This is a genomic window from Natrialba aegyptia DSM 13077 (assembly GCF_000337535.1).
Classification (GTDB): domain Archaea; phylum Halobacteriota; class Halobacteria; order Halobacteriales; family Natrialbaceae; genus Natrialba; species Natrialba aegyptia.
This window is the reverse complement of the sequence record NZ_AOIP01000031.1, coordinates 506,350-531,852: the sequence shown is the minus strand read 5'-3', so window position 1 is coordinate 531,852 and position 25,503 is coordinate 506,350. Positions and strand designations below refer to the sequence as shown.

17 protein-coding genes, 1 tRNA gene and 2 pseudogenes are annotated in these 25,503 nt (G+C 59.3%); 12 read left to right on the top strand and 8 right to left on the bottom strand.

Going from position 1 to position 25,503, the window contains the following annotated elements; translation table 11 throughout:
- Positions 1-197: 197 nt before the first annotated feature.
- Both C480_RS13735 and C480_RS13730 read left to right on the top strand, forming a co-directional pair.
- Positions 198-809 (top strand): DUF1326 domain-containing protein, encoded by a 612-nt coding sequence (locus C480_RS13735; protein WP_083873381.1) that lies wholly within the window; start codon positions 198-200, stop codon positions 807-809.
- A gap of 32 nt (positions 810-841) precedes the next feature.
- Positions 842-1,639 (top strand): DUF2182 domain-containing protein, encoded by a 798-nt coding sequence (locus C480_RS13730; protein ID WP_006666214.1) that lies wholly within the window; start codon positions 842-844, stop codon positions 1,637-1,639.
- 49 nt (positions 1,640-1,688) lie between these two features.
- On the opposite strand, the gene C480_RS13725 is transcribed toward C480_RS13730, so the two are convergent.
- Together C480_RS13725 and C480_RS13720 are read right to left on the bottom strand one after the other, a co-directional pair.
- Entirely contained in the window at positions 1,689-2,540 is an 852-nt protein-coding gene (locus tag C480_RS13725) for an SIR2 family NAD-dependent protein deacylase (protein ID WP_006666213.1), read from the bottom strand.
- Positions 2,541-2,619: 79 nt separating this feature from the next.
- Positions 2,620-3,324, bottom strand: a complete 705-nt coding sequence (locus tag C480_RS13720) for a helix-turn-helix domain-containing protein (RefSeq protein ID WP_006666212.1) — start codon at positions 3,322-3,324, stop codon at positions 2,620-2,622.
- Between the two features lie 218 nt (positions 3,325-3,542).
- Here C480_RS13720 and C480_RS13715 point away from each other — a divergent pair, with 218 nt between their 5' ends.
- Both C480_RS13715 and aspS read left to right on the top strand, forming a co-directional pair.
- Positions 3,543-4,889 (top strand): cytochrome P450, encoded by a 1,347-nt coding sequence (locus C480_RS13715; protein ID WP_006666211.1) that lies wholly within the window; start codon positions 3,543-3,545, stop codon positions 4,887-4,889.
- 119 nt (positions 4,890-5,008) lie between these two features.
- Positions 5,009-6,313, top strand: a complete 1,305-nt coding sequence (gene aspS, locus C480_RS13710; RefSeq protein ID WP_006666210.1) for an aspartate--tRNA(Asn) ligase — start codon at positions 5,009-5,011, stop codon at positions 6,311-6,313.
- Positions 6,314-6,414: 101 nt separating this feature from the next.
- Here the strand turns inward: aspS and C480_RS13705 are convergent, their stop codons facing one another.
- Together C480_RS13705 and C480_RS13700 are read right to left on the bottom strand one after the other, a co-directional pair.
- Positions 6,415-7,335: an alpha/beta hydrolase family protein gene (locus tag C480_RS13705; RefSeq protein ID WP_006666209.1), complete on the bottom strand. Its 921-nt coding sequence runs from the start codon at positions 7,333-7,335 to the stop codon at positions 6,415-6,417.
- Positions 7,336-7,738: 403 nt separating this feature from the next.
- Positions 7,739-9,244, bottom strand: a complete 1,506-nt coding sequence (locus tag C480_RS13700) for an outer membrane protein assembly factor BamB family protein (protein WP_241433829.1) — start codon at positions 9,242-9,244, stop codon at positions 7,739-7,741.
- Between the two features lie 227 nt (positions 9,245-9,471).
- Between C480_RS13700 and C480_RS22255 the strand changes: the two are divergent.
- Positions 9,472-9,588, top strand: a pseudogene (locus C480_RS22255) (IS5/IS1182 family transposase); the annotation flags it as partial.
- A gap of 63 nt (positions 9,589-9,651) precedes the next feature.
- On the opposite strand, the pseudogene C480_RS13695 reads toward C480_RS22255, so the two are convergent.
- Positions 9,652-10,501 (bottom strand): annotated as a pseudogene (locus tag C480_RS13695) (IS1595 family transposase).
- Positions 10,502-10,898: 397 nt separating this feature from the next.
- Here C480_RS13695 and C480_RS13690 point away from each other — a divergent pair.
- Entirely contained in the window at positions 10,899-11,711 is an 813-nt protein-coding gene (locus C480_RS13690; protein WP_241433828.1) for a succinylglutamate desuccinylase/aspartoacylase family protein, read from the top strand.
- Between the two features lie 39 nt (positions 11,712-11,750).
- Here C480_RS13690 and C480_RS13685 read toward each other — a convergent pair whose 3' ends face one another.
- Positions 11,751-12,176 carry an HVO_A0114 family putative DNA-binding protein gene (locus tag C480_RS13685; RefSeq protein ID WP_006666206.1) on the bottom strand — a complete coding sequence of 142 codons (426 nt, stop codon included), beginning with the start codon at positions 12,174-12,176 and terminating at the stop codon, positions 11,751-11,753.
- A gap of 490 nt (positions 12,177-12,666) precedes the next feature.
- On the opposite strand from C480_RS13685, the gene C480_RS13680 reads away from it, so the two are divergent.
- The 3 genes from C480_RS13680 (at position 12,667) to C480_RS13665 (ending at position 20,153) form a co-directional block, all read left to right on the top strand.
- Positions 12,667-15,084, top strand: a complete 2,418-nt coding sequence (locus C480_RS13680) for a BGTF surface domain-containing protein (protein WP_049903669.1) — start codon at positions 12,667-12,669, stop codon at positions 15,082-15,084.
- Positions 15,085-16,512: 1,428 nt separating this feature from the next.
- Positions 16,513-18,948, top strand: a complete 2,436-nt coding sequence (locus C480_RS13670) for a BGTF surface domain-containing protein (protein ID WP_006666203.1) — start codon at positions 16,513-16,515, stop codon at positions 18,946-18,948.
- 278 nt (positions 18,949-19,226) lie between these two features.
- Entirely contained in the window at positions 19,227-20,153 is a 927-nt protein-coding gene (locus C480_RS13665) for a hypothetical protein (RefSeq protein WP_006666202.1), read from the top strand.
- A gap of 325 nt (positions 20,154-20,478) precedes the next feature.
- On the opposite strand, the gene C480_RS13660 is transcribed toward C480_RS13665, so the two are convergent.
- A tRNA-Thr gene (locus C480_RS13660) sits at positions 20,479-20,552 on the bottom strand.
- 101 nt (positions 20,553-20,653) lie between these two features.
- Positions 20,654-21,652, bottom strand: a complete 999-nt coding sequence (locus C480_RS13655) for a class I SAM-dependent methyltransferase (protein WP_006666201.1) — start codon at positions 21,650-21,652, stop codon at positions 20,654-20,656.
- A gap of 59 nt (positions 21,653-21,711) precedes the next feature.
- Here C480_RS13655 and C480_RS13650 point away from each other — a divergent pair, with 59 nt between their 5' ends.
- From C480_RS13650 to C480_RS13640, 3 genes are all read left to right on the top strand, one after another.
- Positions 21,712-22,278 (top strand): Rieske (2Fe-2S) protein, encoded by a 567-nt coding sequence (locus tag C480_RS13650; protein ID WP_049903668.1) that lies wholly within the window; start codon positions 21,712-21,714, stop codon positions 22,276-22,278.
- An 82-nt stretch (positions 22,279-22,360) separates the two neighbouring features.
- Complete coding sequence (gene dph5, locus C480_RS13645) at positions 22,361-23,197, top strand: diphthine synthase (protein ID WP_006666199.1); 837 nt, start codon at positions 22,361-22,363, stop codon at positions 23,195-23,197.
- A 111-nt stretch (positions 23,198-23,308) separates the two neighbouring features.
- On the top strand, positions 23,309-25,456 hold the full coding sequence (locus tag C480_RS13640; protein WP_006666198.1) for a beta-glucosidase: 2,148 nt from the start codon (positions 23,309-23,311) through the stop codon (positions 25,454-25,456).
- The last annotated feature ends 47 nt before the right edge of the window (positions 25,457-25,503 follow it).

The window sequence follows — 25,503 nt, the reverse complement described above, 5'->3', positions numbered from 1 at the left end:
TAGTACGATTGCTGTATCTAGAGATAGTCACGAAATCCGTAGTCAGCATGGGATAACGAGATACCGTACGCGCATGGTTACTGACGAGGTACATCTGCAGGCGAACAGGTGGTCAATCCAACGGTTTCACCGGGTGGTATAGTTTCACTAGATAGTTATATCATGGTGCTTGCTGGCGTACCACACGGTGTTCGTCAATGGCACGAGAATGGATCCTCAAGGGAGACTACGTCGAAGCCTGCAACTGCGATGTTGCATGCCAGTGTGTATGGATGGAACCGCCGGACGATGACGTCTGTACCGTCTCACTGGCGTGGCATATCGAGGAGGGAAACTACGGCGATGTTGACCTGAGTGGAGTAGATGTCGGCATGCTCATTTCGACCGATGAGGGGGTCATGTTCGCCCCCGAGACGGAGTGGGACATCGTGTTATTCGTCGACGAGACAGCTACCGACGACCAGCGCGAGGCCCTCGAGGACATCTACTCCGGCCGCGCCGGTGGCATCTGGGCACCCGTCGCTGACACGCACGTCCGATCCGCCGACGTTACAACCGTTCCGATCAGCTTCTCGCGGAACGGGGCGGACTTCTCCGTCGAGATCGGGGATGCCATCGAAATGGACGCGAGCGGTGCGGTCGGATTCAACGAGGAGGTCGGTACGATCTCGCCCCACCCACTGACGAAGAGCACGGAGGTACAGACCGGGAAGTCAACCACGGCCACCGTCTCCTACGATGACCAGTTCACGTGGGACGTCTCCGGAAACAACGCCTACCTCGGCGACTTCGAATTGGCGAACTCCTGAGGGCGGTAGGACAGCGATATAGTCGATCAATCATGGGGACACGCGACTCACTCCGGGATCGAATTACCTACCGGCGCATCCCGATTGTCGCGCTCGTTACCTACCTAATCGCGCTGCTCGCGTGGGCAGCGGTTATCGGTCGTTGGCTCCCGATGCCTGGCGGACAGATGGATATGCAAATGCACATGTCCGACCCGGGAGCACCGGAGGCGATGGCGCTCTCGAACGGCGCGACTGGTATCAGCCTGTACCTGCTCATGTGGGGGGTGATGATGGTCGCCATGATGTACCCGTCGTCGGTCCCGCTCTTCCGGCTATACGCCGAGACGCTCGAGGGGACGACGGCCGCGGGGAAAGCAACACGAGTCGGGGCGTTTATCGGGACGTACGCACTCGCTTGGACGTTGACAGGTATCGTCCCGCTTGTGGTCAATGCGCTGGTACCGATTGCCAGCCTCGCGAACGCCTACGGCGGGCTCCTGATGGGTGGATCGTTGCTACTCTTATCTGGGTACCAGCTTTCACCATACAAATACCGGTGTCTGCGGTATTGTCGGTCACCGATCGGGTTCCTCCTGGGCCATCACCGGCCTGGGGTCCGTGGTGCCGTCCGGATGAGCTGGCAGTTCAGCGTCTTCTGTGTTGGGTGTTGCTGGGCGCTGTTCGCATTCATGGTGATCGTGGGCTCGATGAATATCGTTTGGATGGCGCTCATCGCGGTTGTGCTCTCGCTCGAACGGACCGTTTCGTGGGGTGAGCGACTAGCACGTGGGGTCGGTATTCTTGCTGGTAGTGGCGGTAGTGTCGTTATCGTGATCTCACTGGTCTAGGACGAAGCCGTATTACCGACTACTGCTACTCGGTCCTCGGTTTCGTCGCTTACGCTGACTCCTGTGCAGACCCCGACGACTCGACCAGCTCCTGCAACCGTGGCAACGCCGTCGTCACGCCCTCCTGCAAACAGCCGTCCGCCACGCTGTCGACCGGCGTCGACTCGAGATTGATGATCCCCACCGTCGCCTCGTTCGAAGCCGCGATCCGCGGCAGCGACGCCGCCGGTTCGACGACCAGCGATGAGCCGATGGCCAGAAACACGTCGCTCTCGCGGGCGAGCGAGCGCGCCCGCTGGAGGACCGTCTCCGGCAGTCGTTCGCCGAAAAGCACCACGTCCGGCTTGTAGGTGCCGCCACAGTCGCACGTCGGCGGGAGTTCACCGTCTTCGGCCCGCTCGACGATCGGCTCCATTGGCTCCCGACGCCCGCAATCGGAACACCGAACCCGTCGTGCGTTGCCGTGGAGTTCGAGGATCGTCTCGCGCGCGCTGAACTCGGCGGCGGTGGTGCGCTCGTCGCCGTCACTGTTATTGTCGCTGTCACTGCCGTCTCCCCTAGCGGTAGTCGCCGCTTTCGCGTGTAACCCGTCGGTATTCTGCGTGACGATCGCCTCGAGATGCCCGTCGCGGTTCAGTTCGGCGAGGGCGTCGTGGGCCGTGTTCGGCTCGTACTCCGCGTCGAACATCGTACGGTGGAGTTCAACTCGGTCCGCCCAAAATCCGGCAGGGTCGCGCTGGAACCGATCGTAGGTGAACTGCCCCTCGTCGAACGCCTCCCAGACGCCGTCGTCGCCGCGGAAGGTCGGCACGCCCGAAGGCGCTGAGATCCCCGCACCAGTGAACGCGACCGCGGTTTCCGCGGTTCGAAGGTCGGCTGCGAGTCGCTCGAGTTCAGCCATCCCAGACATACTGGGACGGTTGGGTTCGAACGGCAAAAACGGGATCGGAGTGGGCTGATTGAACGTGACGGGATGGGGCTTACTGTCGTCTCGGCCGGGCATACGCAGCAGCTAACTTCGATTCGATCCGCTGAATGTGTTCGCCGACGGTTCCCGTGGCAAGGTCGAGTTCGTCGGCGAGGTCGCGCTGTGTCGTCCGTCGGGGGACCTCGTAGTAGCCCTCGCTCCACGCCAGTTCGAAGAGTTCTCGCTGGCGGTCGGTGAGTACGGGTGATCCACCGGGTGCCCCGCGTGATCGGGTGTCGTGATTCGGGTTCGGGTCGTAGTCACCGAGCCGCCGGACATCGAGGACGACGCCGTCGGGGAGATCCGCGGCCGCGCGCTGGATCGCCCGATCCGTGCCGATGATCGTGAGTTCGAGGGCGCGCCCATCCCCCGAATCGACGGCGGACAGCGGCCAGTCGACGACGAGTTCGTGAGTCTGCAGGATCGATAGGAGGTCGCCGACGGGGCCGACGGTCCGACGTTGGACGTAGGCGACGCCGCGCGTGCCGTCGCCGGCGATGTCGAACTCGATGGCGTCCGGTGACGCCTCGAGCAGCGTTCGGGCGCGCTCGAGGTCGCCCCGGAGTTCGAGCAGTTCGACGTATCGGTCGTCGTCTTCGGAGACGGGATTGAGGTACCGAATGGCCTCGATCGAGATCGCCTCGGTGCGACCGAAGGGGCGATCACTGGGGCTGGGGTGACCGTCGTTCCAGAAGAGCGTCACTGTCGCGTATCTCATGGACAGTTCCTCCGATATGATCGGATGCCGGCTTCCAAGACGGGTTCTGAGACGGGATCGTATCGGATGCGGTCAGTCCCCGCCGCTCGGATATCGCGTCGAATCGTGCTCGTCCGTCGGTGGCCACGCATACGTGACTCATCGCAGCCCACGCATAAGTACACCGAGCATGCTCGGCCACAGGCATAGGCGCGTTGAGCCCGTTGTATACGATACAGATGAGCAGCGAACCATCCGCGGCCACGGACGAACACCCTCCAGGCCCCGACGGCCTCCCGCTCGTCGGCAATCAACTCGCCTTTCTCCGCCATCCCTACGAGTTCATGACGGAGACGGCTCGCGAGTACGGAGATATCGCCTACTGGGAGGACCCGACCGGCCCCGTCTACCAACTCAACCACCCCGACTACATCGAGCAGGTGCTCGTGCAGAACAACCAGCACTACGTCAAGGGCGACCGGTTCCAGAACGTGCTGGGGCCGGCGACGGGCAACGGGATTTTGAACAGCGAGGGGGCGGTCTGGCGTCGCAATCGCCACCTCATCCAGCCCGCGTTCAGGCCCGATCGCATCGAGGAGTACGCCTCGATGATGACCGAGTTCACCGAGGAGAAACTCGAGACGTGGGACGAGGGCGAGACCCGCCCGTTCCACGAGGACATGATGGAGGTCACGCTGAAGATCGTCGCCCGGGCCCTGTTCGGCGTCGATATCGACGACGATGTCGAGACCGTCGGCTCGGCGCTCGACGAGTTCATGCTGGCGACCGAGAGTCTTTCGCACATGATGCTCCCGTCGCAGGTGCCGACGCCATCGCGCCGGCGCATTCAGCGCGCACGGGAGTCTCTCGACGCCGTCGTCTATCGGATGATCGAGGAGCGGCGGGCGAACCCGACCGACCGGGACGTGATCTCGAAGTTACTCGAGGTGACCGACGAGGACGGGACCAAACTCTCGGACGAGCAGATCCGCGACGAGGTCGTGACGCTGCTGCTCGCCGGCCACGAGACGACGGCGCTCTCGCTGACGTTTACGGCGTACCTCCTCGCGACGAACCCGGCGGCCGAGGCGCGTCTCGTCGACGAACTCGACGACGTGCTCGGCGGCGACACGCCGACGATGGCGGATCTGGACGACCTCACGTACACGGAACAGGTCGTCGAGGAATCGATGCGGCTGTACCCGCCGGTGCCGGGCATCGTCCGCGAACCGGCCAAGCCGGACATCATCGGCGGCTACGAGATCGAGCCCGGCGCGACGGTCCGCATGCACCAGTGGGTCGTCCATCGCGATCCGCGGTGGTACGACGATCCGCTCGCCTTCCGGCCGGCGCGCTGGACCGACGATCTGAAGCAGTCACTTCCCAAACTCGCGTACTTCCCGTTCGCGGCCGGTCCCCGCCGGTGTATCGGCGATCGCTTCGCGATGCTCGAAGCCCGACTACTGCTCGCGACGATCTACCAGGACTACCACCTCGAACTCGTTCCGGGCACCGAACTCGATCTGATGGCGACGATCACCGCGCGCCCGAAGGACGAAATTCCGATGACGGTCCGCGAACGGTAACTGCGGGAGCGTGAACCGTCGGCGAGACCGGGGACGCGACCTCTCGCCACCGACCGCCACACGCCGAACGGCGGGTCGGAACGATTGCGCTTAAGTTGCGGCGACGGGAATCGGGTGGTATGCAGGACAGAACCTACACTGCCGACGCCGAGCCGGGCGACGACGCGACGGTCGCCGGCTGGGTGCACGAAATCCGTGACCTCGGCGGAATCGCCTTCCTGATCCTCCGAGACGCCACCGGAAAGATCCAGATCAAATTCGAGAAAGACGAGATGGACGACGACCTCGTCGAAACCGGGCTGGGCGTCTCCCGCGAGAGCGTCGTGAGCGTCTCCGGAGCCGTCGAGGAGGAACCGCGCGCCCCGACGGGCGTCGAAGTCGTTCCCGAATCGGTCGACGTCATCTCCGCCGCCGACCCCGAACTGCCGCTCGACCCCTCGGGCAAGGTCGACGCCGACCTCTCGACGCGACTCGACAACCGCACGCTCGACCTGCGCAAGGACGAGGTTCAGGCCGTCTTCGAGATCCGCGCCGAGATCCTGCGCGCCGCCCGCGAGCGGTTCCGCGAGTTCCACTGCACCGAGATCAACACGCCGAAGATCGTCGCCACCGGGACCGAGGGCGGCACCGAACTCTTCCCGATCACCTACTTCGGCGAGGAGGCGTTCATGAACCAGTCGCCACAGCTGTTCAAGCAGCTGATCGCCGGCTCGAACATCGAGCGCGTCTTCGAAATCGGCCCCATCTTCCGCGCCGAAGAGCACAACACGCCGCGGCACTTAAACGAGGCTACGTCGATCGACTTCGAGGGCGCGTTCTGCGACCAGAACGACGCCATGGACGTCGCCGAGGGCGTCGTCACGGCCGCCTACGAGGCCGTCGCCGAGAACTGCGGCGACGAACTCGAGGCGCTCGGTCTCGCCGACGACTTCGAGGTCCCCGAGGCCGACTTCCCCCGACTCAGCTACGAGGAGGCCATCGAGCGCATCAACGCCACGGGCGAACTCGACGAACAGCTCGTCTGGGGCGACGACCTGCCAACCGAGGGCGAGAAGGCCCTCGGCGACGACGTCGGCGGCCACTACTTCATCACCGACTGGCCGAGCGAGATCAAGCCGTTCTACATCATGGACCACGGCGACGACGAAGAACTCTCGACCGGCTTCGACCTGATGCACCCGCGCATGGAACTCGTCTCGGGCGGGCAGCGCGAGCACCGTCACGAACACCTGATCGAAGGGTTCGAACAGCAGGGCCTCGACCCCGACCAGTTCGAGTACTACACGAAGATGTTCAAATACGGCATGCCGCCCCACGCCGGATTCGGCCTGGGTGGCGAGCGCCTGATCATGACGGTTCTCGGACTCGATAACATCCGGGAAGCGGTCCTCTTCCCGCGAGATCGGCAGCGTCTGTCACCGTAGGCGCGGCCCAATCGATCCGTAGCGGCACCCGTAACTGCTTGTGTGTCGCTGGTCGCGGTCAGTATCGACCGCGACCGACGACAGTGGCTAGTCTATAGCGATCACCACCAACCGCCGTCGTCATCGTCGCTATCGTCATCGTCGTCGGCACCGTCGCAGCTCCCGCTCAAGATTGCATCGGCGAGATCGGACCCGACGGTCGAGTCGCCGAGGTACGCGAGGTGGCTGCCGACGCTTGCGGTGACGTCGATATCCGTGTAGTTCGCGGCCGGCGAGCAGCCCGCGCCTTCGGTTCCGAGCGCCGTATCGCCGATGCCGCCGTAGGCACCGCCGACCGTCGAGTCGTTTTCGGAGTGGTAGTTGCGGACCTCGCAGGCGTTGTCGAGGCCGTCGTTCCACGGCGAACCGCAAACCTCGGAGCCGTCGGCGGCGGCACCCAGCGGAGCGACCGTTTCGAGTTCGTAGCCGGCGCTGAGCTTGTCCGCCGTCCAGAGTACGCACCGGCCGCCGAGGGAGTGGCCGACGAGACGGATGTTCCCACCGCCGTCGTCGTAGAACTCTTCGGCGAGTTCGGCGGCGACTTCGCCCACGTCTTCGGTATCCGCCTCCGCGCCGAAGTAGTTGGCCGTGCTCGCGGGCCACTCGAGGACGACGCTTTCGTCGGGCGAGAAGCCACCGGACTGGATCGACTGGAGCACGTCGTCGGCCTGGCTGCGGGCGGTCGAATCACCGAACCAGCCGTGGATGAAGACGAACAGTTCGTCCGCGACGGGGAGGCTGCCGTCGGCGCTCCACCCGAACAGTCCCTCGTCGATTTCGATGACGTCGATATCCCAGGGCGCTGCCGTTGCTGTCGTCGTCGTTGCGGACAGTCCCGCCGCCCCCGCGACCGTCGCGCCGGTCGCCGCGAGGAGCGATCGCCGTGTCGTCGCCGTCGAGTCCGTTTCCGCCGTCGCCCGCCGATCGCGGGTCGCCGGTGTCGATGCGTCTCCGCTCGCAGTGTGGCTGTTGTTTCCTGCCATATCGCAAGCAAACGATCGGCGTACGCGAGCAAAGATTCAATTCTTCACGAACGAACTCATTTATATCCGGGACGGAACGGTCAGGTAACGAATCCCGTCACCGCCGTTTCGTCAGTTCACTCGGATCGTGTTTGGGATCGTGTTTGGTTTGTAGTATTATGCTAGCCGGGCACCGTCTAGTTCAGCCCCTCCTTGGCTGGTATTCGGCCATTGGGCGCTCGAGTCGGCCGATCGTGGTTGTAGTGATACCTCAGTCGATTGTGTTCCCCGGCTGAGAGTTCCTCTCACGCCAAAAACAGCCGCGACAGCGATTTCGAAGTCGACTGGCTATCGCGCTCGGATATCGGCCCGGAGGACGCCGAGTGTACACTGGGAACCGGGATCTCCGATACGGACGTCCGTCCTAGCAGTTCGTTTCGTCTTCGGTGTCCCCGCCCGAGTTCTCGTCCGTTCTGCTATCCTCGCTCGAGTCGTCGTCCGTTCCACCGTCTTCGTTCGAGCGCTCTACGCCTGCATCCAGCGCGTGCACCGTTGCGCGGTCGGCTGAAACGAAGACGGTACCGTCCGCGAACCTCGGCCCGCCAACGTCGGTATCGGCGATGAAGTTCCACTTTTCGTCGCCGGTGGCCGTATCCAGCGCGTTCAACCGATAAGCGTCCTCGAAGTCCGTATCAGTTCTGCTGACGACGAAGAGGGTATCCTCGATGACGGTTATCGGTGAGAGCAACAGATTGCCGGCGAGGAAACACCACAGTTCCGTACCCGTCTCCGGATCCACCGCGTGAACGACGCCGTCGTCGCCATTCCCAACCGCAGTTCCGACGAAGAGCGTGCCATCCGCCTCGGTCACCGTATCGACCGAATTATCGGCCTCGAATTGCCACTTTTCTTCGCCTGAAGCCGCGTCAACGGCGTACAGACTGGCGCACGTGGGATAGTCAGCACACGCGTCCGACCCGGCAAAGAGCGTGTCATCGATCACGGTTACGAACTCGAGCGTCGGGCTTTCGAGACCGGGCTCCGGATTCAGCGTGAATCGCCAACGTTCGTCGCCGGTGGCTGCGTCCAGCGCAGAAACGTAGTACTGGAGTTCGGAGTTAGTCGGCTGTTCCATGTCGCTGCCGAATGCACCGAGGAACAGCGTGCCATCGACCACCGACAACTCGGTCGTTACCCGAGTGCCTGCGTCGGCGCGCCACTCTTCCTCGCCGGTAGCCACGTCCACGGCGAACACGTTCCCGTCACCATCAGCGACGTAGAGTGTGCCGGTGGCGGTCTCGGCGAAGAAGTCCGTTCTGGGATTGGTTTCTACGCCGTAGCCCACCTCGAACTGCCATCGTTGTTCTCCGGTGGTCGCGTCCACCGCGTAGACGCAAAATTGTGATGGAATGAAGACGGTGTTCTCCGCAACGTGTATCGGTGCAACTGTATCCTCGTACTCGTCGAACTGCCACTTCTGTTCGCCCGTGTCCGCGTCCAGCGCGTACACCGAGGTACCCTTTCCGTCCCCTCCTTCCTGACCGGAGGGATCGTTAGTCGTAGCAAAGACGGTGCCATCGACCACGATCGGCGGATCGTGAAACCTCGTGTCGTCGACGCCGAATTGCCACTCTTCGTCGCCCGTCGATGCGGACAGTGCATGAACGGCATCGGGGTTACTCACGAAGAGGGATCCATCCGTTACGGATGACAAGGAAGGACCACGAAGGTGTTCCGAATTAGCGAAATCGACTCGCCACAGTTCTTCGCCTGCACTCGATTCCGCGCCCTCGTCACTTTCCCCACTAGCGGCTATCCCGGTACCGATCCCCGAAAGGAGGCACGCACCCGCAGCACCGCGCAGGAACCCGCGACGACGAGTTGATTGGAACGATTGCTCTTCGAGTGGATTACTGTCGTGTTCATCCATACCCTCCCAGAAAGAGCAATCAAGGTTAATTATACTCTCCGTAGACAATTTCAGTATACCAATCATCTCTACAGAACTCCTGTCAGATCCAGAACGACCGAAATCTCCCTTCAGTGGGCTCTGGTGAATCGCCAGACAGTATCGAGCTGATCCGTTACAACTAGGGAGTTGAAGCGGGAAACGGCGGATACTCTATGTCCAAAATTTCCCGCTTCACTGGGTAGGTAGTGACGTTGGCTAAAAGTGCTATTGGTGGTCGAGGCGAATCCGCCGCCCCGCAGGGTGGCGGCGGATTCGCCGACTACGCCGTTGTTTCGCTGCATTGCCTGCGGATTTACTTGGAGACGCTCTTGTGTAGCACTTTGTTGATTTCACAGCGTAGCTTTGACAGCGTGTTTGAGAGGTTCTCACCTTGGTTTCCGGAGTAACTTTCGTCGAAGTTGGAACGCTCGGAGATACTGTGTGAGCTTGTCTTTTGAGATGCCTCGATGAGGCGAGAGCCACAGTCGCAGCAGCGATCCGTGGCTCTCGCAGGTGTTGACGTGAACGTCTTCGTCGGCGTATTTGCCGTCGCCGTGGACGACGCATTCGACCGCGAATACGTCGTCCTCAGCCAGCGGATCGTAGGCACGAAATCCGTCCGTGTAGATGGTTAGTGGCTCCTTCTCGCGGTTTGCGAGAAGGAGCCGAATCGTCGATTCATCGACGGATTTCGCTGGGATCACGTACCGATCGTCGGTACCACGATCGACGATCGTGAACACTGGCGGTTTGTCTTGGTCATACTGATCCTCGCCCACGCGTGGACAGGCCACGCGAGCGCGACTCTTGGTCGCGTTCGCGGCCTTTCAACCCTGCAGAAACGTAGACCTCGTCGATTTCGACCGGCCCGACGAGGTCAAGTGACGGTGCGTCGAGCGCCTTTGTGAAGCGCTCGACGCGCTGGGAGATCGTTTTGTACTGAACATCGATCTCTAGCTGAAGTTGGCGAAGACTCGTGCTAAACCGGAGAAACGCGTAAATCGAGAACAGCCACTTCCTGAGCGCAACCTTTGAATGGGCAAAGATCGTGCCGGTCTTATCCTTGAACGTGCGGTCGCAATTCTTACAGAGATAGCGCTGAAAGTGCCCATAGCTGCCGTTCTTGACCGTCAGGTCAGAACGGCAGAGAGGGCAAGTAACACCGTTACGCCAGCGAACCTGCGCCAACAGGTCCGCTACGACCGATTCCGACCCAAACACATCTAGTGGAATCATGCCTAACGGACACCGCTGACGCGGTGTCCTTGCTCTCTTCGATTCTACAGCGACAGTTGAGCAGTATCAACGATCTCCTACAGAAGAGCGATTTGGTTTATATGCAGAAAATTAAATAGGTATTTAGTGTATCTCCTAAATAATATCTTCAATATGAGAATGGTATATTTAATTAATATTTTTACATAATATTGGATGATCAGGAGATATGTGGGAGTTCACGTCCCCGTTACCGACCACGGACGTTTCTAGGAACAGTTCCTTAGATCCAATAGTATCCTATAAATGTTATTATTTTTTATAATATTAGTATAGCTACTAAATAATGATCCATAGATAGAAACTGTTATAATGCGTACTGTGGGGTGCTAAAACGTATCTTGAGGGAACTATAAATATGGAAGATACGGAACAACAGCAATCGGGAGCAAATCCCCATCACTCGACTCGGCGAGGGTTTCTCATAAAGACCAGTGCTGTCGCTTTCTCAACTAGTGTTATTGGGTCGGAAAGTGCTGCGGCTCATGAGATTGAACAGTATACAATCAGAGACGGAACGCCAGAACAAACGACGGTATATGTAACTGAAGAGAACAGATCTGGTCCGACGGTGTTCGTCATTGGTGGCCAACACGGCGACGAACCGAGCGGCTGGATGGCAGCTAACGAAATCGCTCAGTGGCAACCTGATACCGGAAAACTCGTTGTTATCCCTGAGGCCGACCAGACTGCAATCCGGGATCGGACATACACCGGCGATAACGGAAATCTCAACCGTGCGTGGACAATCGGATCCGATCCGACCAGACTGCTTGCCCGAGAAATTTGGGATGTCGTCGAAGAGCACGATCCCGACGTTTTCTTTGATCTCCACAGTTCGTTCGGCATCTATGGCTCTGATTGGGGCCCTGATGGCGTTGGACAAGCTGTCCATCCGACGCCGCACGATTACGCACCGCGGTTAGCCTCCGCCGCCGCGACGTATATCAATCGTAACTTCATTCCAGATAATTATCGGGACGAATATAACTTCCAACGGGGGCCCTTCTCCGCAGGAGATATCCCGACATTCACCGGTAAGGTTGCGGTCGATCTTGAGAAACCTGGCTTCACCGTTGAATCAACACGCTACGAAGTACCGCTCGATCGTCGAGTCACCTGGACTCGCCGTGTTGTGACTGACGTGCTTCGTCATCGCGACGTCATCTAATTCGGCTAAATTTAGAAATCTCCAAAGTGTAACCTTTTTTCACACTGCAGCAGTCGTCCCATTCGAGTCGCCGTCCATCGGGAACCGGATCGAGAAGTCGATGTTGTCGACTCCTCCTCGTAGCTTCGGCGTCTTGCTCTGGCCGCCTTCGTCGAACTCGACGACGCCCAGTGCCTCAAGTTCTTTCAGATTCCGATGCACTTCCCGATCATCTCGATCGACGACCGCAACTGCTTGGCGGATACTCTCTAGGTGCTGCGTGACGGTCGCCTCAATCAGCTCGAGGTTCGACCGGCGCATGAGCCAGTCGATGTCGTCGAACTCTTCGAAGTTGACGATGTGGCAAACATCCTGCTCGATTTCGTCACTACTGCCGCCGGCTTCGGCTTCCTCTAGGCGCTCGCGAGCGGCAGTCCGGTGCTCGTCGGCCTGTCGGAACGTGATTTTGAGTGTGCTTTCAGTCATGGTCTCCTACCTCGTTGATGAACCAATCCCGGAGTTCAATCATTCCGGGGAAGTTTATCTCTTCGACGCTGTCTGGTGTGTCGCTCGTGACGGTCGCCCGTTCGGTTTTCGATCTCTATCTCAACTTGTGGATAACTCCTTGGCCAGCTTGAAATTGATGAGCCGCTGCTCGATAAGTAATTGAAAAGCGCGGGAGGCTGAAAACACTCAGTCCCTACCCGGGTGCCCCGGCCTCCGCGCGCCAAGACAACACATTCCGAGATGGATGTGCGCATGGGCGTCGATCGCCCGCATCTATATTTCTAACTGGCAACTCAAATATATTTCGATTGGTGAAAGTAAGAACTAGAAGACTTATTACGTATTATCCAAAATCCACCTGTTACCCCTATCCGGGAGCATATTCCAGATCTCCAATCGACACGATCACGTTGGTCGTGGCGATCGGGCCGCTGGGATGGCTGCCTGGTCACACAACGAACACAATAACATGACAAAGGAAACCACTTTCAGCGAGAAGGGACGTGCGCTGTTCCTGACCGCAATGATGGTACTCTCCGTTGTCGCCATGACTGCATCCTTCGCGGGTGCAGCGGCGGCGTACAACGTTGGAGACTCCTCCGACGTTAACAGCGGAGAAATGGAAATTAACAGCGGAGACGCTGTTTGGCAAGGACAGACCGCAATCATCACGGAATCGTCTCAGTCGGCCGAGAGTGACTCAGTTGTATTTAACGACTCAACTGTCGAACTTGAAGACGACGATGGCGACTGGCTCCGTGACCTCGACGTTGAAGACGGCCAGGTTGAGGTCGACACGGACAACCTCGAAACGGGCACGTACAACGTCACTGTCAATAACGATGGATCCTCCAGCGTTGATTATCGTGTCGAGTTCGACCTCCGCACGCACGGTGTCACCGGCGAGTTCGACGACGCGACGGTGACCAACGTTGCAAACTCCTCGAGTTCGAACACGTCGCTCGAGATCGATTCAGACCGTGGTGACTTGCAGACGAACGTGAGCGCGAGCGGTCTCGACGCTGACGACCTCGTAAGTATCTTCACGCAGTACGACTCCGCGTCCGAACTGGAGGACGCGAACCCTGACAACAGCATCGTCTACATCGACACTGACGATGACGAGATCGTCCTCGATGGCCGTGACGAGTTCACCGCTGACTTCGGCGGTATCGATGCTGGCGACTACGAGTTCTCGATCGATGCCAGTGACACGACCGCCGAAGATACGGCGAACATCACTGTCACTGACGAGGAAATCTCCGCAGAGTTCGTCAACTCCGACGTTAACGTCGGCCAGGGCGACCTCGCTGAGATCCCGATCGAACTCGAGAACACCAACGATGCGTACCTGAAGGTTGGTGACGTGGACAACAGCGGCTTCGAGTCGCTCGTCCACATAGAAGACAACTCCGACGACGGCTACGACCAGATCACTCTCAACTACAACACCTTCATCACCGGCCAGGGCGACGAAGGCGAAGCCTGGTCCGCTGAAGAAGAGGACGTTGAGGTCACGCCACTGAACGTCGAGGGCAACCTCAGTGAACCGCTCGCAGGAACTGAGTACGAACTCTCGCTCGGTACGGACGTCAACAGCGACGAAGACGATATCCAGAGTGAAACGGGTACGGCCTTCCTCAACGTCCAGGACTACGAGGGCCCATCCGATATCACGACCTACACCGTGCCTGAAGACGACCTTGGTAGCCTGAACGACCTTGACGACCTCAACGAGACGGTTGTCACCGAGACCAACGAGTTCGCACACCAGGACGGCGTCATCGTCGCCATCGAAGGCTACGGCCTCTCTGGCGCGCTCGATGACGGCGAACTGGCAGACAGCATCAGTCTCCAGATCGAAGAAGAAGACATCCCGAACCAGGAACCCAACCCACGGGATCTCTCTGAGTACGGTGAGTTCCTCAACAGCGGAGAGGATAACGAGTACAACGGTACGCTCTACTTCGCGCTCGACCTCGCAGGTACGGACCTCTACGATGAGGACGACCTCAGCACTGGCTTCGATGTCACTGCACAGGCAAACGACAGTGCGTTCTTCCTCGAAGAGGACGAAGAAATCGACCTCGAGCACACGATCTCGATCGACGAGCGCTCGGTTGAGTGGGACGACTCCGCAGAGAGTGCACCCGCAGTCGACGGCGCTGAACTGACTGGTGAAACCAACGTTGCACCTGGTACCGAACTGCGGACCCAGGCTCGCTCGGTTGGTAACTTCACGCACTCGCCCGACGCTGTTGTCGAAGAAGACGGTACCTTCACGGCAACCTACGACTTCGGCGACTACGAACCTGAGACGGAGTTCACGCTCCGCGTCATGGACCCAGCCAGCGACGCTGAACACGAGATCACGTCCGAACTCTACGACGCTGAACTGCCAAACATCGAACTCGACACCGACGCACCGAGTGAGGTTACTGTCGGTGAAGACGCAACGCTCGATGTGACCGTCAGCAACACTGGCGGCTCGGCCTCTGACGAGATCGAGGTCGGCGTCGTGATCGGCGGCGAAAACACGCTCAACGAGAACATCACGCTCGACGCTGGTGAAGAGTGGAGCAACAGCTTCGACTTCACCTCCGAAGAGACTGGTGACGTTGAGTGGAGCGTTGTGGCCGGTGACAACGAAGAAACTGGCACCACCTCCTTCGTCGAAGATGGCGGCAACGAATCCGATTCCGGTAGCGACACCGGCTCGGACGACGAGTCCGACTCCGGTAGCGACTCCGGTAGCGACTCCGGCTCCGACGATAGTGGCGGTGACGACTCCGACGGCGACGATGACGGAACGCCCGGCTTCGGTGTCGCTGTCGCACTCGCCGCACTCCTCGGCGCTGCCATGCTGGCTCTGCGCAAGCAGAATTAAGCAGTAGCTAACTACCGGACTCAGTCCGGCCCTTGTCGCACTTCGATTTTTCTTTCAACCGCTACACCACCCAGCGACAGCTGTCGCGCTCGCGAACAGAACTGAAAAGAGAGTTAGACTTTTCCTCGTTCCGTGACGTACGATCCCTGTTAAATAATCTGCAATACTCAAGCAGTATTTCACAAATGGTGGCGGCTCAGAGAAAGAATATCCGTTATTGTCAACCATGGACACCTATGGGAAGTTCCCTACTATTCTGCTCTTTAGATAGCTCTATGTCGTCAATGGACCTTCACTGGATTTCAGAGGTAGTGTTTGGCTGTGTTGTGTTCGGAGGAGTAGACCATCGCTAGCACTAGGTGTTGCTATGACCGAAGTCTACGATCTTCTCACAACTGGACCTCAAACATAGGTCGACGTTAGCCGACTCAATTTCGAGGAGCGCCAAGAGCTCTGCCGTATCGCGGTCACTCGCACAAGCGATGTTACAAACATCGGTGAGTCCGGCGACTTTTCTACGATCTACTATCTTGACGGTGACGAACATCAGGCAGCAGCGGTTTTCGTTGATGAAAACCGCAAACTCTTAGCAGATGTTGACTTCTCGAAAAAGAACATTCTCCAGACGAGCATGCCCCGAGCGGTATATGATTGGATTCTCCACGCACTTGGGAAGCGTGAGCTGGAGAAATACGAGACGGTTGTCCCGGAGGAACGCCGGAAGGAACACGGTGGGTGATCTATCGCCAGAAGCACGACAAGTTTTCGAACCGGTGCTACACAGTACGGGAACAGCATAGCGCGCGTAAATAACTCTATCTCTCGCGGAATTGTACGACGAGTTTGAAGATGAGATTGTTCAATCGGCGTTCACAAACCATAGCGCGGTCATGGGCGATACACGCTATATTCTTGAGTATTTCCGTGGTTCTGGCAGCTTTGAGTGTCGTCCTGCCACGATTGATGGTGAGATGGCACTCCACAAAGACGGTACCAGTGATGGTACCCGTCAAGATGAGTGACTATTGATCGATATGAAAGCGCGGGCGAGAAGAGGAACAGCACTCAATCCCTACCCGGGTGCTGTCCTCCCTACCTCGCGGCTTCTACAGGACAACGGTCACATTCTGCGTAGATATGCAGCCTGTGATGTGGGTAATCCCGCAGAGTGTCTTCAGCTACAGATTTACTAATATGTTGCGCCGCGTGGTAGTGAGAGCTATTGAGATTCTATTCCAAAATGAATCTATTGCTTTCTGGAACCCCCTATTACACTAGAAGACTTATTACACAGTGTCTAAAATCGACCAGATACCCCTACACCGGGAGTCCATCTCAGGCCTCCAACGCGTGGTCGTATCGACCGCGTGTGGCCGCTGTGGTGGTCCGCCCCCGAATCGACATACAAACAATAAAAACAGACAACACATGACACAAAACGAAATTTCAGTTCGCGAAAAGGGACGCGCAGTGTTCCTGGCCGCGCTTATGGTTCTCTCTGTCGTCGCCATGACTGCATCCTTCGCGGGTGCGGCAGCGGCGTACAACGTTGGAGACTCCTCCGACGTTAACAGCGGAGAAGCGGAAATTAACAGCGGAGACGCTGTTTGGCAAGGACAGACTGCAATCATCACGGAATCGTCCGAATCGGACGATAGTGGCGCAGTTTCTTTCGACGATGCCACTGTCGAACTTGAAGACGATGATGGTGACTGGCTTCGTGACCTCGACGTTGAAGATGGAGAGGTTGAGGTCAACACGGACAACCTCGAAACGGGCACGTACAACGTCACTGTCAATAACGCCGGAACGGCTGGCGATGACTACATCGTCACGTTCGAACTTCGTACGCACGGTGTCACTGGCGAGTTCGCTGACTCGACGGTGACTAACGTCGAAGGGTCCTCGAGTGCCATGACGGAACTCGAGATTGACTCGGACCGTGGTGACGTTCAGACGAACGTGAGTGCAAGTGGTCTCGATGCTGACGACCTCGCAAGCATCTTCTCTGACTACGACTCCGCGTCCGAACTGGAGGACGCGAATCCTGACAACAACATCGTCTACATCGACACTGACGATGACGAGATTGTTCTCGACGGCCGTGAGGCGTTCGAGGCTAACTTTAGCAACATCGAGGCTGGCGACTACGAGTTCTCGATCGAAACCAGTGACACGACCGCCGAAGATACGGCGAACATCACTATCACTGACGAAGAGATCGCTGCAGACCTTGTCGAGTCTGACATTAATGTCGAACAGGGCGATCTCGCTGAAATCCCTGTTGAGCTCGAAAACACCAACGAAGCGTATCTGAAAGTTGGCGACGTGGACAGCAGCGGATTCGAGTCGCTCGTCCACATCGAGGACACGTCTGACGACGGTCTCGATCAGATTACCCTCAACTACAACACCTTCACCGCCGGCCAGGGCGACGAAGACGCCGCCTGGTCTGCTGAAGAAGATGACGTTGAGGTCACGTCTGAAAACGTTGAGGGCGAACTCAGCGAACCGCTTGCAGCTACCGAATACGAACTCTCGATCGGTACGGGCATCAACAGCGACGGAGACGATATCCAGGGTGAAACGGACACTGCGTTCCTCAACGTTGGAGAGTACGATGGTCCGTCTGATGTCACGACCCACACCGTGCCTGAAGACGACCTTGGTAGCCTGAGCGATCTTGACGACCTCAACGAAACGACGGTCACCGAGACCAACGAGTTCGCACACCAGGACGGCGTCATCGTCGCCATTGAGGACTACGGTCTCTCTGGCGCGCTCGATGATGGCGAGCTGGCAGACAGCATCAGTATCCAGATCGAAGAAGAGGACGTTCCGAACCAGGAACCCAACCCGACAGACCTCACCGAGTACGGTGAGTTCCTCAACAGTGGAGACGATGCTGAGTACGACGGCACACTGTACTTCGCACTCGACCTCGCAAACTCGGACCTCTACGATGAGAGCGACCTCGATGCTGGCTTCGACGTGACCGTCGAGGCTGACGACAGCGCGTTCTTCCTTGAAGAGGACGAAGAAATCGACCTCGAACACACGATTTCGATCAGCGAGCGCTCGGTCGAGTGGGACGACTCCGCAGAGAGTGCACCCGCAATCGACGGCGCTGAACTGAGCGGTGAGACCAACGTCGCACCTGGTACCGAACTGAACACCCAGGCTCGCTCGGTTGGTAACTTCACGCAGTCGCCAGAGGCTGTTGTCGAAGAGGACGGCACCTTCACGGCAACCTACAACTTCGGTGACTACGAACCAGGAACTGAGTTCACGCTCCGCGTCATGGACCCTGCCAGCGACGCTGAACACGAAATCGACTCCGAACTCGTCGATGCTGAGGAACCAAACATCGAACTGGACACCGACGCTCCGAGTGAGGTTACTGTCGGTGAAAACGGGACGCTCGACGTGACCGTCAGCAACACTGGCGGCTCGGCCTCTGACGAGATCGAGGTCGGCGTTGTGATCGGCGGCGAAAACACGTTCAACGATAACATCACGCTCGACGCTGGTGAAGAGTGGAGCAACAGCTTCGACTTCACCGCCGAAGAAGCCGGTGACGTTGAGTGGAGTGTTACTGCCGGTGACAACGAAGAAACTGGCACCACAACCTTCGCTGAGGAAGGCTCGGACGACGGTAACGAATCCGATTCCGGTAGCGACTCCGGCTCGGACGACGGATCTGACTCCGGTAGCGACTCCGGCTCGGATGACGGTGACTCCGGCTCGGACGATGGCGACGACGGCTCCGACGGCGACGGTGACGGAACGCCCGGCTTCGGTGTCGCTGTCGCTCTCGCCGCACTCCTCGGCGCTGCCATGCTGGCTCTGCGCAAGCAGAACTAAGCAGTAGCTAACTACCGGACGCAGTCCGGCCTTTGCCGCACTTCGATTTTTCTTTCGAACGCTACACGACCCAGCGACAGCTGTAGCAGACGAATCGAATAGCAGAGTTCAACCTAACCAGCAACCGGCGAGCCCTGGCATCGAATCTGCGATATTGCGTCTTCACGCGACTCTGATCGCCGAGTCGCAATCGCGGTACTCCTGGCCACACCCATCAAATATATTATGTGTGGGGCAGAACATTGAAAAGATCGTATTTTGAATACTAGTCACTAACCATGGCCCTATCGGATTTTCTTTCTCAATACCAACATGCCGTGGACAAACATGGGGCTCTCTCGGGAAGTCGATTGACCGCGGAAAAAGCGGTAGAACGCGCGCTAGTCCAACTTGGAAAGCGGATAAACTACGGTGAACGCCCCATTGAGAAGGAGTGGGATGTACTGATTATCCTTGATGCGTGCCGGGCCGATCTCTTCGCGGAATTTGCCCCACAGCATCCGGTTTATGACGAGTTCGAAACGACAACGTCGATTTATTCCTGTGCAAGTACGAGTTCAGAATGGTTTAGAAAGGCCTTCGGGAGCGCCAGCGATCAGGAACTGAGCAAGATCCACTATCTCTCTGCAAACTTATTTTCCGATTGCGTTGATCCGAATCGCTTTCACGAGATGACCGAACTCTGGCGTTTCGTCGAGGAAGACGAGAAACACTGCGACCCGGCGGAAGTGACCGCTGAGGCCCTTCGAGCGAACCGAGAAAGCGATGCAGAACGGTTAGTCATCCACTATATCCCCCCGCACGCTCCGTTCTTACATTGCGAAGGGAAATACGAACTAGAGAACCCCGTTTGGAGAGGTGACTCGCACCAGGTTTGGTTGGGTCTCCAATCCGGCGAATTTGATAGAGCGGAAGTCTGGAACGACTATGGACAGAATCTCTTAACCGTCCTTGATGAAGTAGACACACTCCTCACGCATCTATCCGGAACGATCGCGATCACCGCTGATCACGCGAATGGACTCGGCGAACTCGGCGTCTATGGGCACCCCGGCTATTCTCCGGTCCCCGCTGTCAAACGAGTTCCGTGGGTGACTGCCGTGGGACAGGGACAGTCATATTCTGTGAGTGACTTAGATGCACTAATGGACCGAAATGAGGGTTCTAATACCGATGAGCAACTCGAAGCGCTCGGCTATCTGTGAGTGTAGAAGGGACACTGTAGAGAGTCTCTATCGAGTTCAATGAGATCCGCTACCTGCCACCGGTTGCGTGGTTCTTCGACCTCAAGTTAGTCAGCGAGTTGGTCAGGATATCTGCCCGTTCTCCTGGAACAGTGGCTTGGCCGAACATCTTCGTCTGCCCGCCGAACTCGTTTTCTGATGCGTTGAGGGGTGTGTAGTCAGCTTATTAGTATTGGCTCTGGGAAGCAGAGTATTGCAACTCGTTGCAGTATCGAGTGTAGTAGAGCACCCACCCGGGTGACGGAATCAACGTCCCCTGCGATAGGTTTGTGAGTACTGCGGTAGAAGCCGGTGGAGGGATTTGAACCCTCGACCTAATCCTTACGAAGGATTCGCTCTGCCAGTCTGAGCTACACCGGCGCGTGCATATTCATCCCTTGCCCCGTGTCACGACGCAAGGTCTGTTTATTCGTAGGAACGAAAGCAGCCATAAGGATTGCGAATCGTTACGGTCGTGCGAATCAGTTACGTAGCGCAGTCGATCGGTCGAGTCGCACGTCCAGACAGACGTTGAGTTCGTGTGGCGCATAGGACCGGACGACGTGGCGCGTCTCGACAGTGACTTCGTATGCTGGCTCAGCAGCACGCCGAATAACGCGTTCTCCGGGTCCGAACGGATCGTCCTCGTGCTGGATATCGTAATAGTGGAGCACGCACTCGTCACCAGCGATCGTAACTGCGGCGTCGATGAACTCGTCGGCGCTGTGCGGGAGGTTCATCACGATGCGGTCGGCCCAGTTTTCGTAGTCGCTTGCAGTAGCGCGGACATCGTCACAGAGTGCTGTCACGCGATCCCCCACCCCGTTTCGGCGTGCGTTCTCCTGCAAGTATTCGATTGCGTCGGGATTGATGTCGACGCCGACACACTCCGCACCGCGTTTCGCAAACGGGACGACAAACGGGCCGACACCGGCGAACATGTCGAACGTCCGCTCGTCTGCTGTGACCTGTTCGGCGACGCGGTGGCGTTCCGTCGCGAGCCGCGGCGAAAAGTAGACCTCGGCGAGATCCAGGCGGAACTCCGACCCGTATTCGCGGTGGACCACTTCGGTGTCCTCGCCGGCGAGGAGGTCCCAGTCGCGAACGCGGGTTTCGCCTTTGACCTTCGAGGCCTTGTTCAGCACCGTTTCGACGGGAAGGTCGGACTGAAAAAGCGCATCGGAGATTTCCCGTGCACGGTCGCCGTCATCCTCGTCAAGGAGGACTGCCTCACCGAGTCGTTCGTAGGTAGGATCGAATCCCAGCAAGTCGGCGGGTGTCGTCTGCGTCTCGCGTTCGTCGACTGCGCGGGTGACGAGTTCGAACTCGTCGGAGACGGCGGCAGGATCAGTGACGGGAACGTAGAGTGAGCCGTCATCGACGGTGAGCTCGTAGTCGTCGGCGATCAGGTCCGCATCCGCGAGTTCACGGCGCGTGGTTTCGCCGTCTTCGAGCGGGACGCGGACGCACGGCACTTCCATGGGTATAGTCGCCGACGGGTCGCCGTAACGCTGACGTTTCCGGTCCACGAGAGTCGCGTATGGGCGTTCGAATGCGGTTGACGACTGTCGACACGGTCTACGAAGAGCGGTCGTGGTTGTTTACGGTTCGTGACCAACATGGAGAGAAAGAGGAGGTAATTCTCGTGCCTTGTACTGATGCTGTAGCTGGTAGCCGTGATGATGCTGGGGGTGATGGAGGAGGAAGTGAGGATGTTGGAAGTACTGGGACTGGAAGTGCTGGCGAGACGACGAGTTCCGAGGGCGACGGAGGCGGGACTGCTGCTGGCGCTGGCAATGGCACTGCCGTCGAAGCCTGGGTCAATCAGTGTACCCACGAGTTCCAGCGACTCGATCGGGGGATGGGGGCGGCGATGCGCGACGGGCAGATCATCTGCCCGAAACACGGCTCGATGTTCGATGCGTGCTCCGGGTACTGTGATAACGGGGAGGCCGCCGACACGACGTTGCCGTCGGTCGAGGTGGCCGTCGACGGCGGCGACGTGTACTTGACTGACGATGAGGTGACGTTTCTCCATCAGGGTGGGATCGACGAGGGGGACGACGGGGATGGTGGTCCCTCGTCCACCTCACACCTGTCGCTGTGAGCGCACGCGAGCCGCCGGCAACGCGACGCGAGAGGCGCGACAAATCCGGCACCTGAAGTACCGCGACGGCCCAGTAGCTGGTATGCTCACCTTCATCGGACTCGGACTCTACGACGAGCGGTCGATCACCGTCGAGGGACGGGGCGCCTTGCGGGATGCGGACCGCGTCTACGCCGAGTTCTACACGAGCAAGTTACTCGGGACGACTGTCCCGTCACTCGAAGCGGCCCACGACATCGACATCGAGGTCCGCGACCGCGCCGGCGTCGAACAACACCCCGAAGACATCCTCGAGACGGCTGAGAGCGAGGACGTAGCCTTTCTGACGGCCGGCGATACGATGATCTCGACGACGCACGTCGATCTCCGCTTGCGGGCACACGACCGCGGAATCGAAACCCGAGTCATCCACGGCGTAACGGCACAGACGGCCACGAGTTCACTGACGGGACTCCAGAACTACCGGTTCGGACCGGCGACGACGCTGCCGTTTCCCTACGCCCACGGAGCCGACGGCTTGCCGGCGAGCGTGACGGAGACGATCGACGAGAATCGCGCGGACGGGCTTCATACGGTCGTCTATCTCGATATCAAGGTTGGGAACAGTTCACCCAGCAGTCAGAATCCTGTAGGTTCTGACGACAAAGCAAATCGAGACGACGAAGACGAGGAATTCATGACTGCCGACGTCGGCGCTGACCTGCTCGCGGCGGCGTATCCCGAACTCGTCGGCGTCGTCATCGCCCGCGCGGGGAGTCCGGACCCGCTCGTCGAGGCCGGGACGATGTCCGAGTTGGCCGACCGCGAGTTCGGCGAGCCGTTGCATCTGCTCGTGATCCCCGGCGAGTGTCATTTACTCGAAGCCGATGCGCTCGTCGAGCTTGCAGGTGCTGAGCGGAACGCTCTCGACGTTGTGTAACGTCCGAGGGAAGCCGTTCGGACCCGAACAGGTGCGTACAGTGTCTCTTGTGTCTCCGACCGAGAGGCGATCGAATGACTATTCAGTCAGCCGCTCCAAGAGCGGATCGAAATGGGCTCCGATGTAACGGCGCTGCTCGAGGAGCTGACGCTTGCAGAGAAAATCCGGCTCGTCCACGGCACGGCTGACCCGGATGGGACCGCAACCGGCTACGTTCCCGGGAACGACCGACTCGGGATACCGCCGGTAACATTGGTCGATGGTCCGCTTGGAGTGCGCGCGATGGGTGAGCGCGCGACCGCGTTTCCGGCCTCGATCGCACTCGCCGCGTCGTGGGATCCCGAACTCGCCCGCGAGTTCGGAACGGCGGTCGGACGCGAGACCGCAGCGCACGACCAGGACGTGTTGCTCGGTCCGGGTGTCAACATTATTCGGACGCCGGCCGGCGGGCGGAATTTCGAGTACTACAGCGAAGATCCGCACCTCAGCGCCCGGATGGGCGTCGGAACCATCGAGGGGATCCAGTCTGCGGGCGTTTCGGCCACGGTCAAACACTACGTGGCGAACAACCAGGAGACGAATCGGTACGAGGTCAGCGCCGACGTCAGCGAGCGCGCGTTGCGAGAGCTGTATCTGCCCGCGTTCCGCGCGGCGGTCGAGGAGGGTGACGTTGATGCGGTAATGACGGCGTACAACCGCGTCAACGGTATTCATATGAGCGACCACGAACGCCTGCTCTCCGACGTGCTGAAAGGCGAATGGGGCTTCGACGGGCTGGTCGTCTCGGACTGGTGGGGAACGCGAAGCACGGTCGACGCAGCGCGGGCCGGACTCGACCTCGAGATGCCGGGCGTCGAATTGACGGAGTATCTACCGGAACTGGATGCGGACGGCTTCGACGATGATCCCAGCCCTCCAAACGGGACCAGTAGTGACTTCCCGCCGATTCCCGACGTTCCGGCCTACTTCGGCGAGCCGCTTCGCGAGGCGATCGAGTCCGGTGAGATCGACGAATCGATCCTCGACGAGAAGGTCTCGCGATTGCTCTCGGTGCTGGAATCGACCGGCCGCCAGAATGTCGCCGAGTTCGAGACCGGTTCCCCCTCCGATGACAGCACAGGTGAACTCGATACGCCGGCACACCGCGAGCTAGCCCGGGATATCGCGATCGAGGGAACCGTACTGCTGACGAACGACGGCGTGCTTCCCCTCTCGGAATCCGACTCGGTCGCCGTGATCGGACCGAACGCCGACGCTGCCAAACTCGGCGGCGGGGGCTCCTCGGAGGTCTCGCCGTTCACGGAAACCGGTCCGCTCGCGGGGATCGAGTCGCGGGCCGCCGACGCATCGTTCGAACGCGGCGTCAACCCGATTGCAGAGTCGTCGTTCTTCGCCGATTCCGAGTCGGCGGACGCGAATGGAAGTGCAAGTACAGCGGGGACGAGCATCGACAAGGCGGTATCAGCCGCCGCGAACGCCGACTGTGCGATCGTCGTCGCACAGGACGACGCGACGGAGTTTACGGATCGAGACTCGATCGAACTCCCCGGCCGACAGAACGAGTTAATCGACGCCGTCGCCGCAGCCGCCGAGCGGACGGTCGTCGTCCTCCGGACCAGCGGGCCCGTTGAACTCCCGTGGCTCGACGCGGTCGACGCCGTCCTCGAGACGTGGTATCCGGGCCAGGCGGACGGCGAGGCGCTCGCAGCGGTCCTCTTCGGTGACGCCGATCCTGGCGGCCGCCTCCCCGTGACGTTCGGCCGTTCGGCTGCGGACTATCCGACGGCCGACCAGACGGCGTTCCCGGGAACGGACGACGTCGCTCAGTACGAGGAGGGCGTCTTCGTCGGCTACCGGTACTTCGACGACCGCGACATCGAGCCGCTGTTCCCGTTCGGCCACGGCCAATCGTACGCGACGTTCGAATACGATGACGTGACCGTCAGCGAAACCGATGACGGATGTGACGTGACCGTCGACCTCCGAAACGTCGGCACCCGCGCCGGAAAAGCGGTCGTCCAGGTATACGTCAGCAAATCGGCCGCGCCGGTTCCGACGCCCGAGCGCGAACTGGCCGGATTCGAGTCAGTTGAACTCGGGGCGGGCGACTCGGCGACGGTACCCGTCTCGCTCGCTCGCGAGGACTTCGCGTACTACGACGAGGATCGCGGGTGGACCGTTCCTGATGGATCGAACACCGTCCACGTCGGCCGATCGTCGCGGGATATCCAGACAACGGTCGACGTAGACACTCGATAGTCTTCCGCGGCCGCAAATCGAACCGGACGACCACAATGCGGTCTGCC

Coding starts and splice junctions, on each gene's coding strand:
- C480_RS13665 (WP_006666202.1), top strand. CDS start 19,227: ATGGCCCTATCGGATTTTCTTTCTCAATACCAACATGCCGTGGACAAA.
- C480_RS13725 (WP_006666213.1), bottom strand. CDS start 2,540: ATGGCTGAACTCGAGCGACTCGCAGCCGACCTTCGAACCGCGGAAACC.
- dph5 (WP_006666199.1), top strand. CDS start 22,361: ATGCTCACCTTCATCGGACTCGGACTCTACGACGAGCGGTCGATCACC.
- C480_RS13690 (WP_241433828.1), top strand. CDS start 10,899: ATGGAAGATACGGAACAACAGCAATCGGGAGCAAATCCCCATCACTCG.
- C480_RS13700 (WP_241433829.1), bottom strand. CDS start 9,244: ATGGATGAACACGACAGTAATCCACTCGAAGAGCAATCGTTCCAATCA.
- C480_RS13705 (WP_006666209.1), bottom strand. CDS start 7,335: ATGGCAGGAAACAACAGCCACACTGCGAGCGGAGACGCATCGACACCG.
- C480_RS13715 (WP_006666211.1), top strand. CDS start 3,543: ATGAGCAGCGAACCATCCGCGGCCACGGACGAACACCCTCCAGGCCCC.
- C480_RS13720 (WP_006666212.1), bottom strand. CDS start 3,324: ATGAGATACGCGACAGTGACGCTCTTCTGGAACGACGGTCACCCCAGC.
- C480_RS13685 (WP_006666206.1), bottom strand. CDS start 12,176: ATGACTGAAAGCACACTCAAAATCACGTTCCGACAGGCCGACGAGCAC.
- C480_RS13650 (WP_049903668.1), top strand. CDS start 21,712: ATGGGCGTTCGAATGCGGTTGACGACTGTCGACACGGTCTACGAAGAG.
- C480_RS13735 (WP_083873381.1), top strand. CDS start 198: ATGGCACGAGAATGGATCCTCAAGGGAGACTACGTCGAAGCCTGCAAC.
- C480_RS13655 (WP_006666201.1), bottom strand. CDS start 21,652: ATGGAAGTGCCGTGCGTCCGCGTCCCGCTCGAAGACGGCGAAACCACG.
- C480_RS13640 (WP_006666198.1), top strand. CDS start 23,309: ATGGGCTCCGATGTAACGGCGCTGCTCGAGGAGCTGACGCTTGCAGAG.
- aspS (WP_006666210.1), top strand. CDS start 5,009: ATGCAGGACAGAACCTACACTGCCGACGCCGAGCCGGGCGACGACGCG.
- C480_RS13680 (WP_049903669.1), top strand. CDS start 12,667: ATGACAAAGGAAACCACTTTCAGCGAGAAGGGACGTGCGCTGTTCCTG.
- C480_RS13670 (WP_006666203.1), top strand. CDS start 16,513: ATGACACAAAACGAAATTTCAGTTCGCGAAAAGGGACGCGCAGTGTTC.
- C480_RS13730 (WP_006666214.1), top strand. CDS start 842: ATGGGGACACGCGACTCACTCCGGGATCGAATTACCTACCGGCGCATC.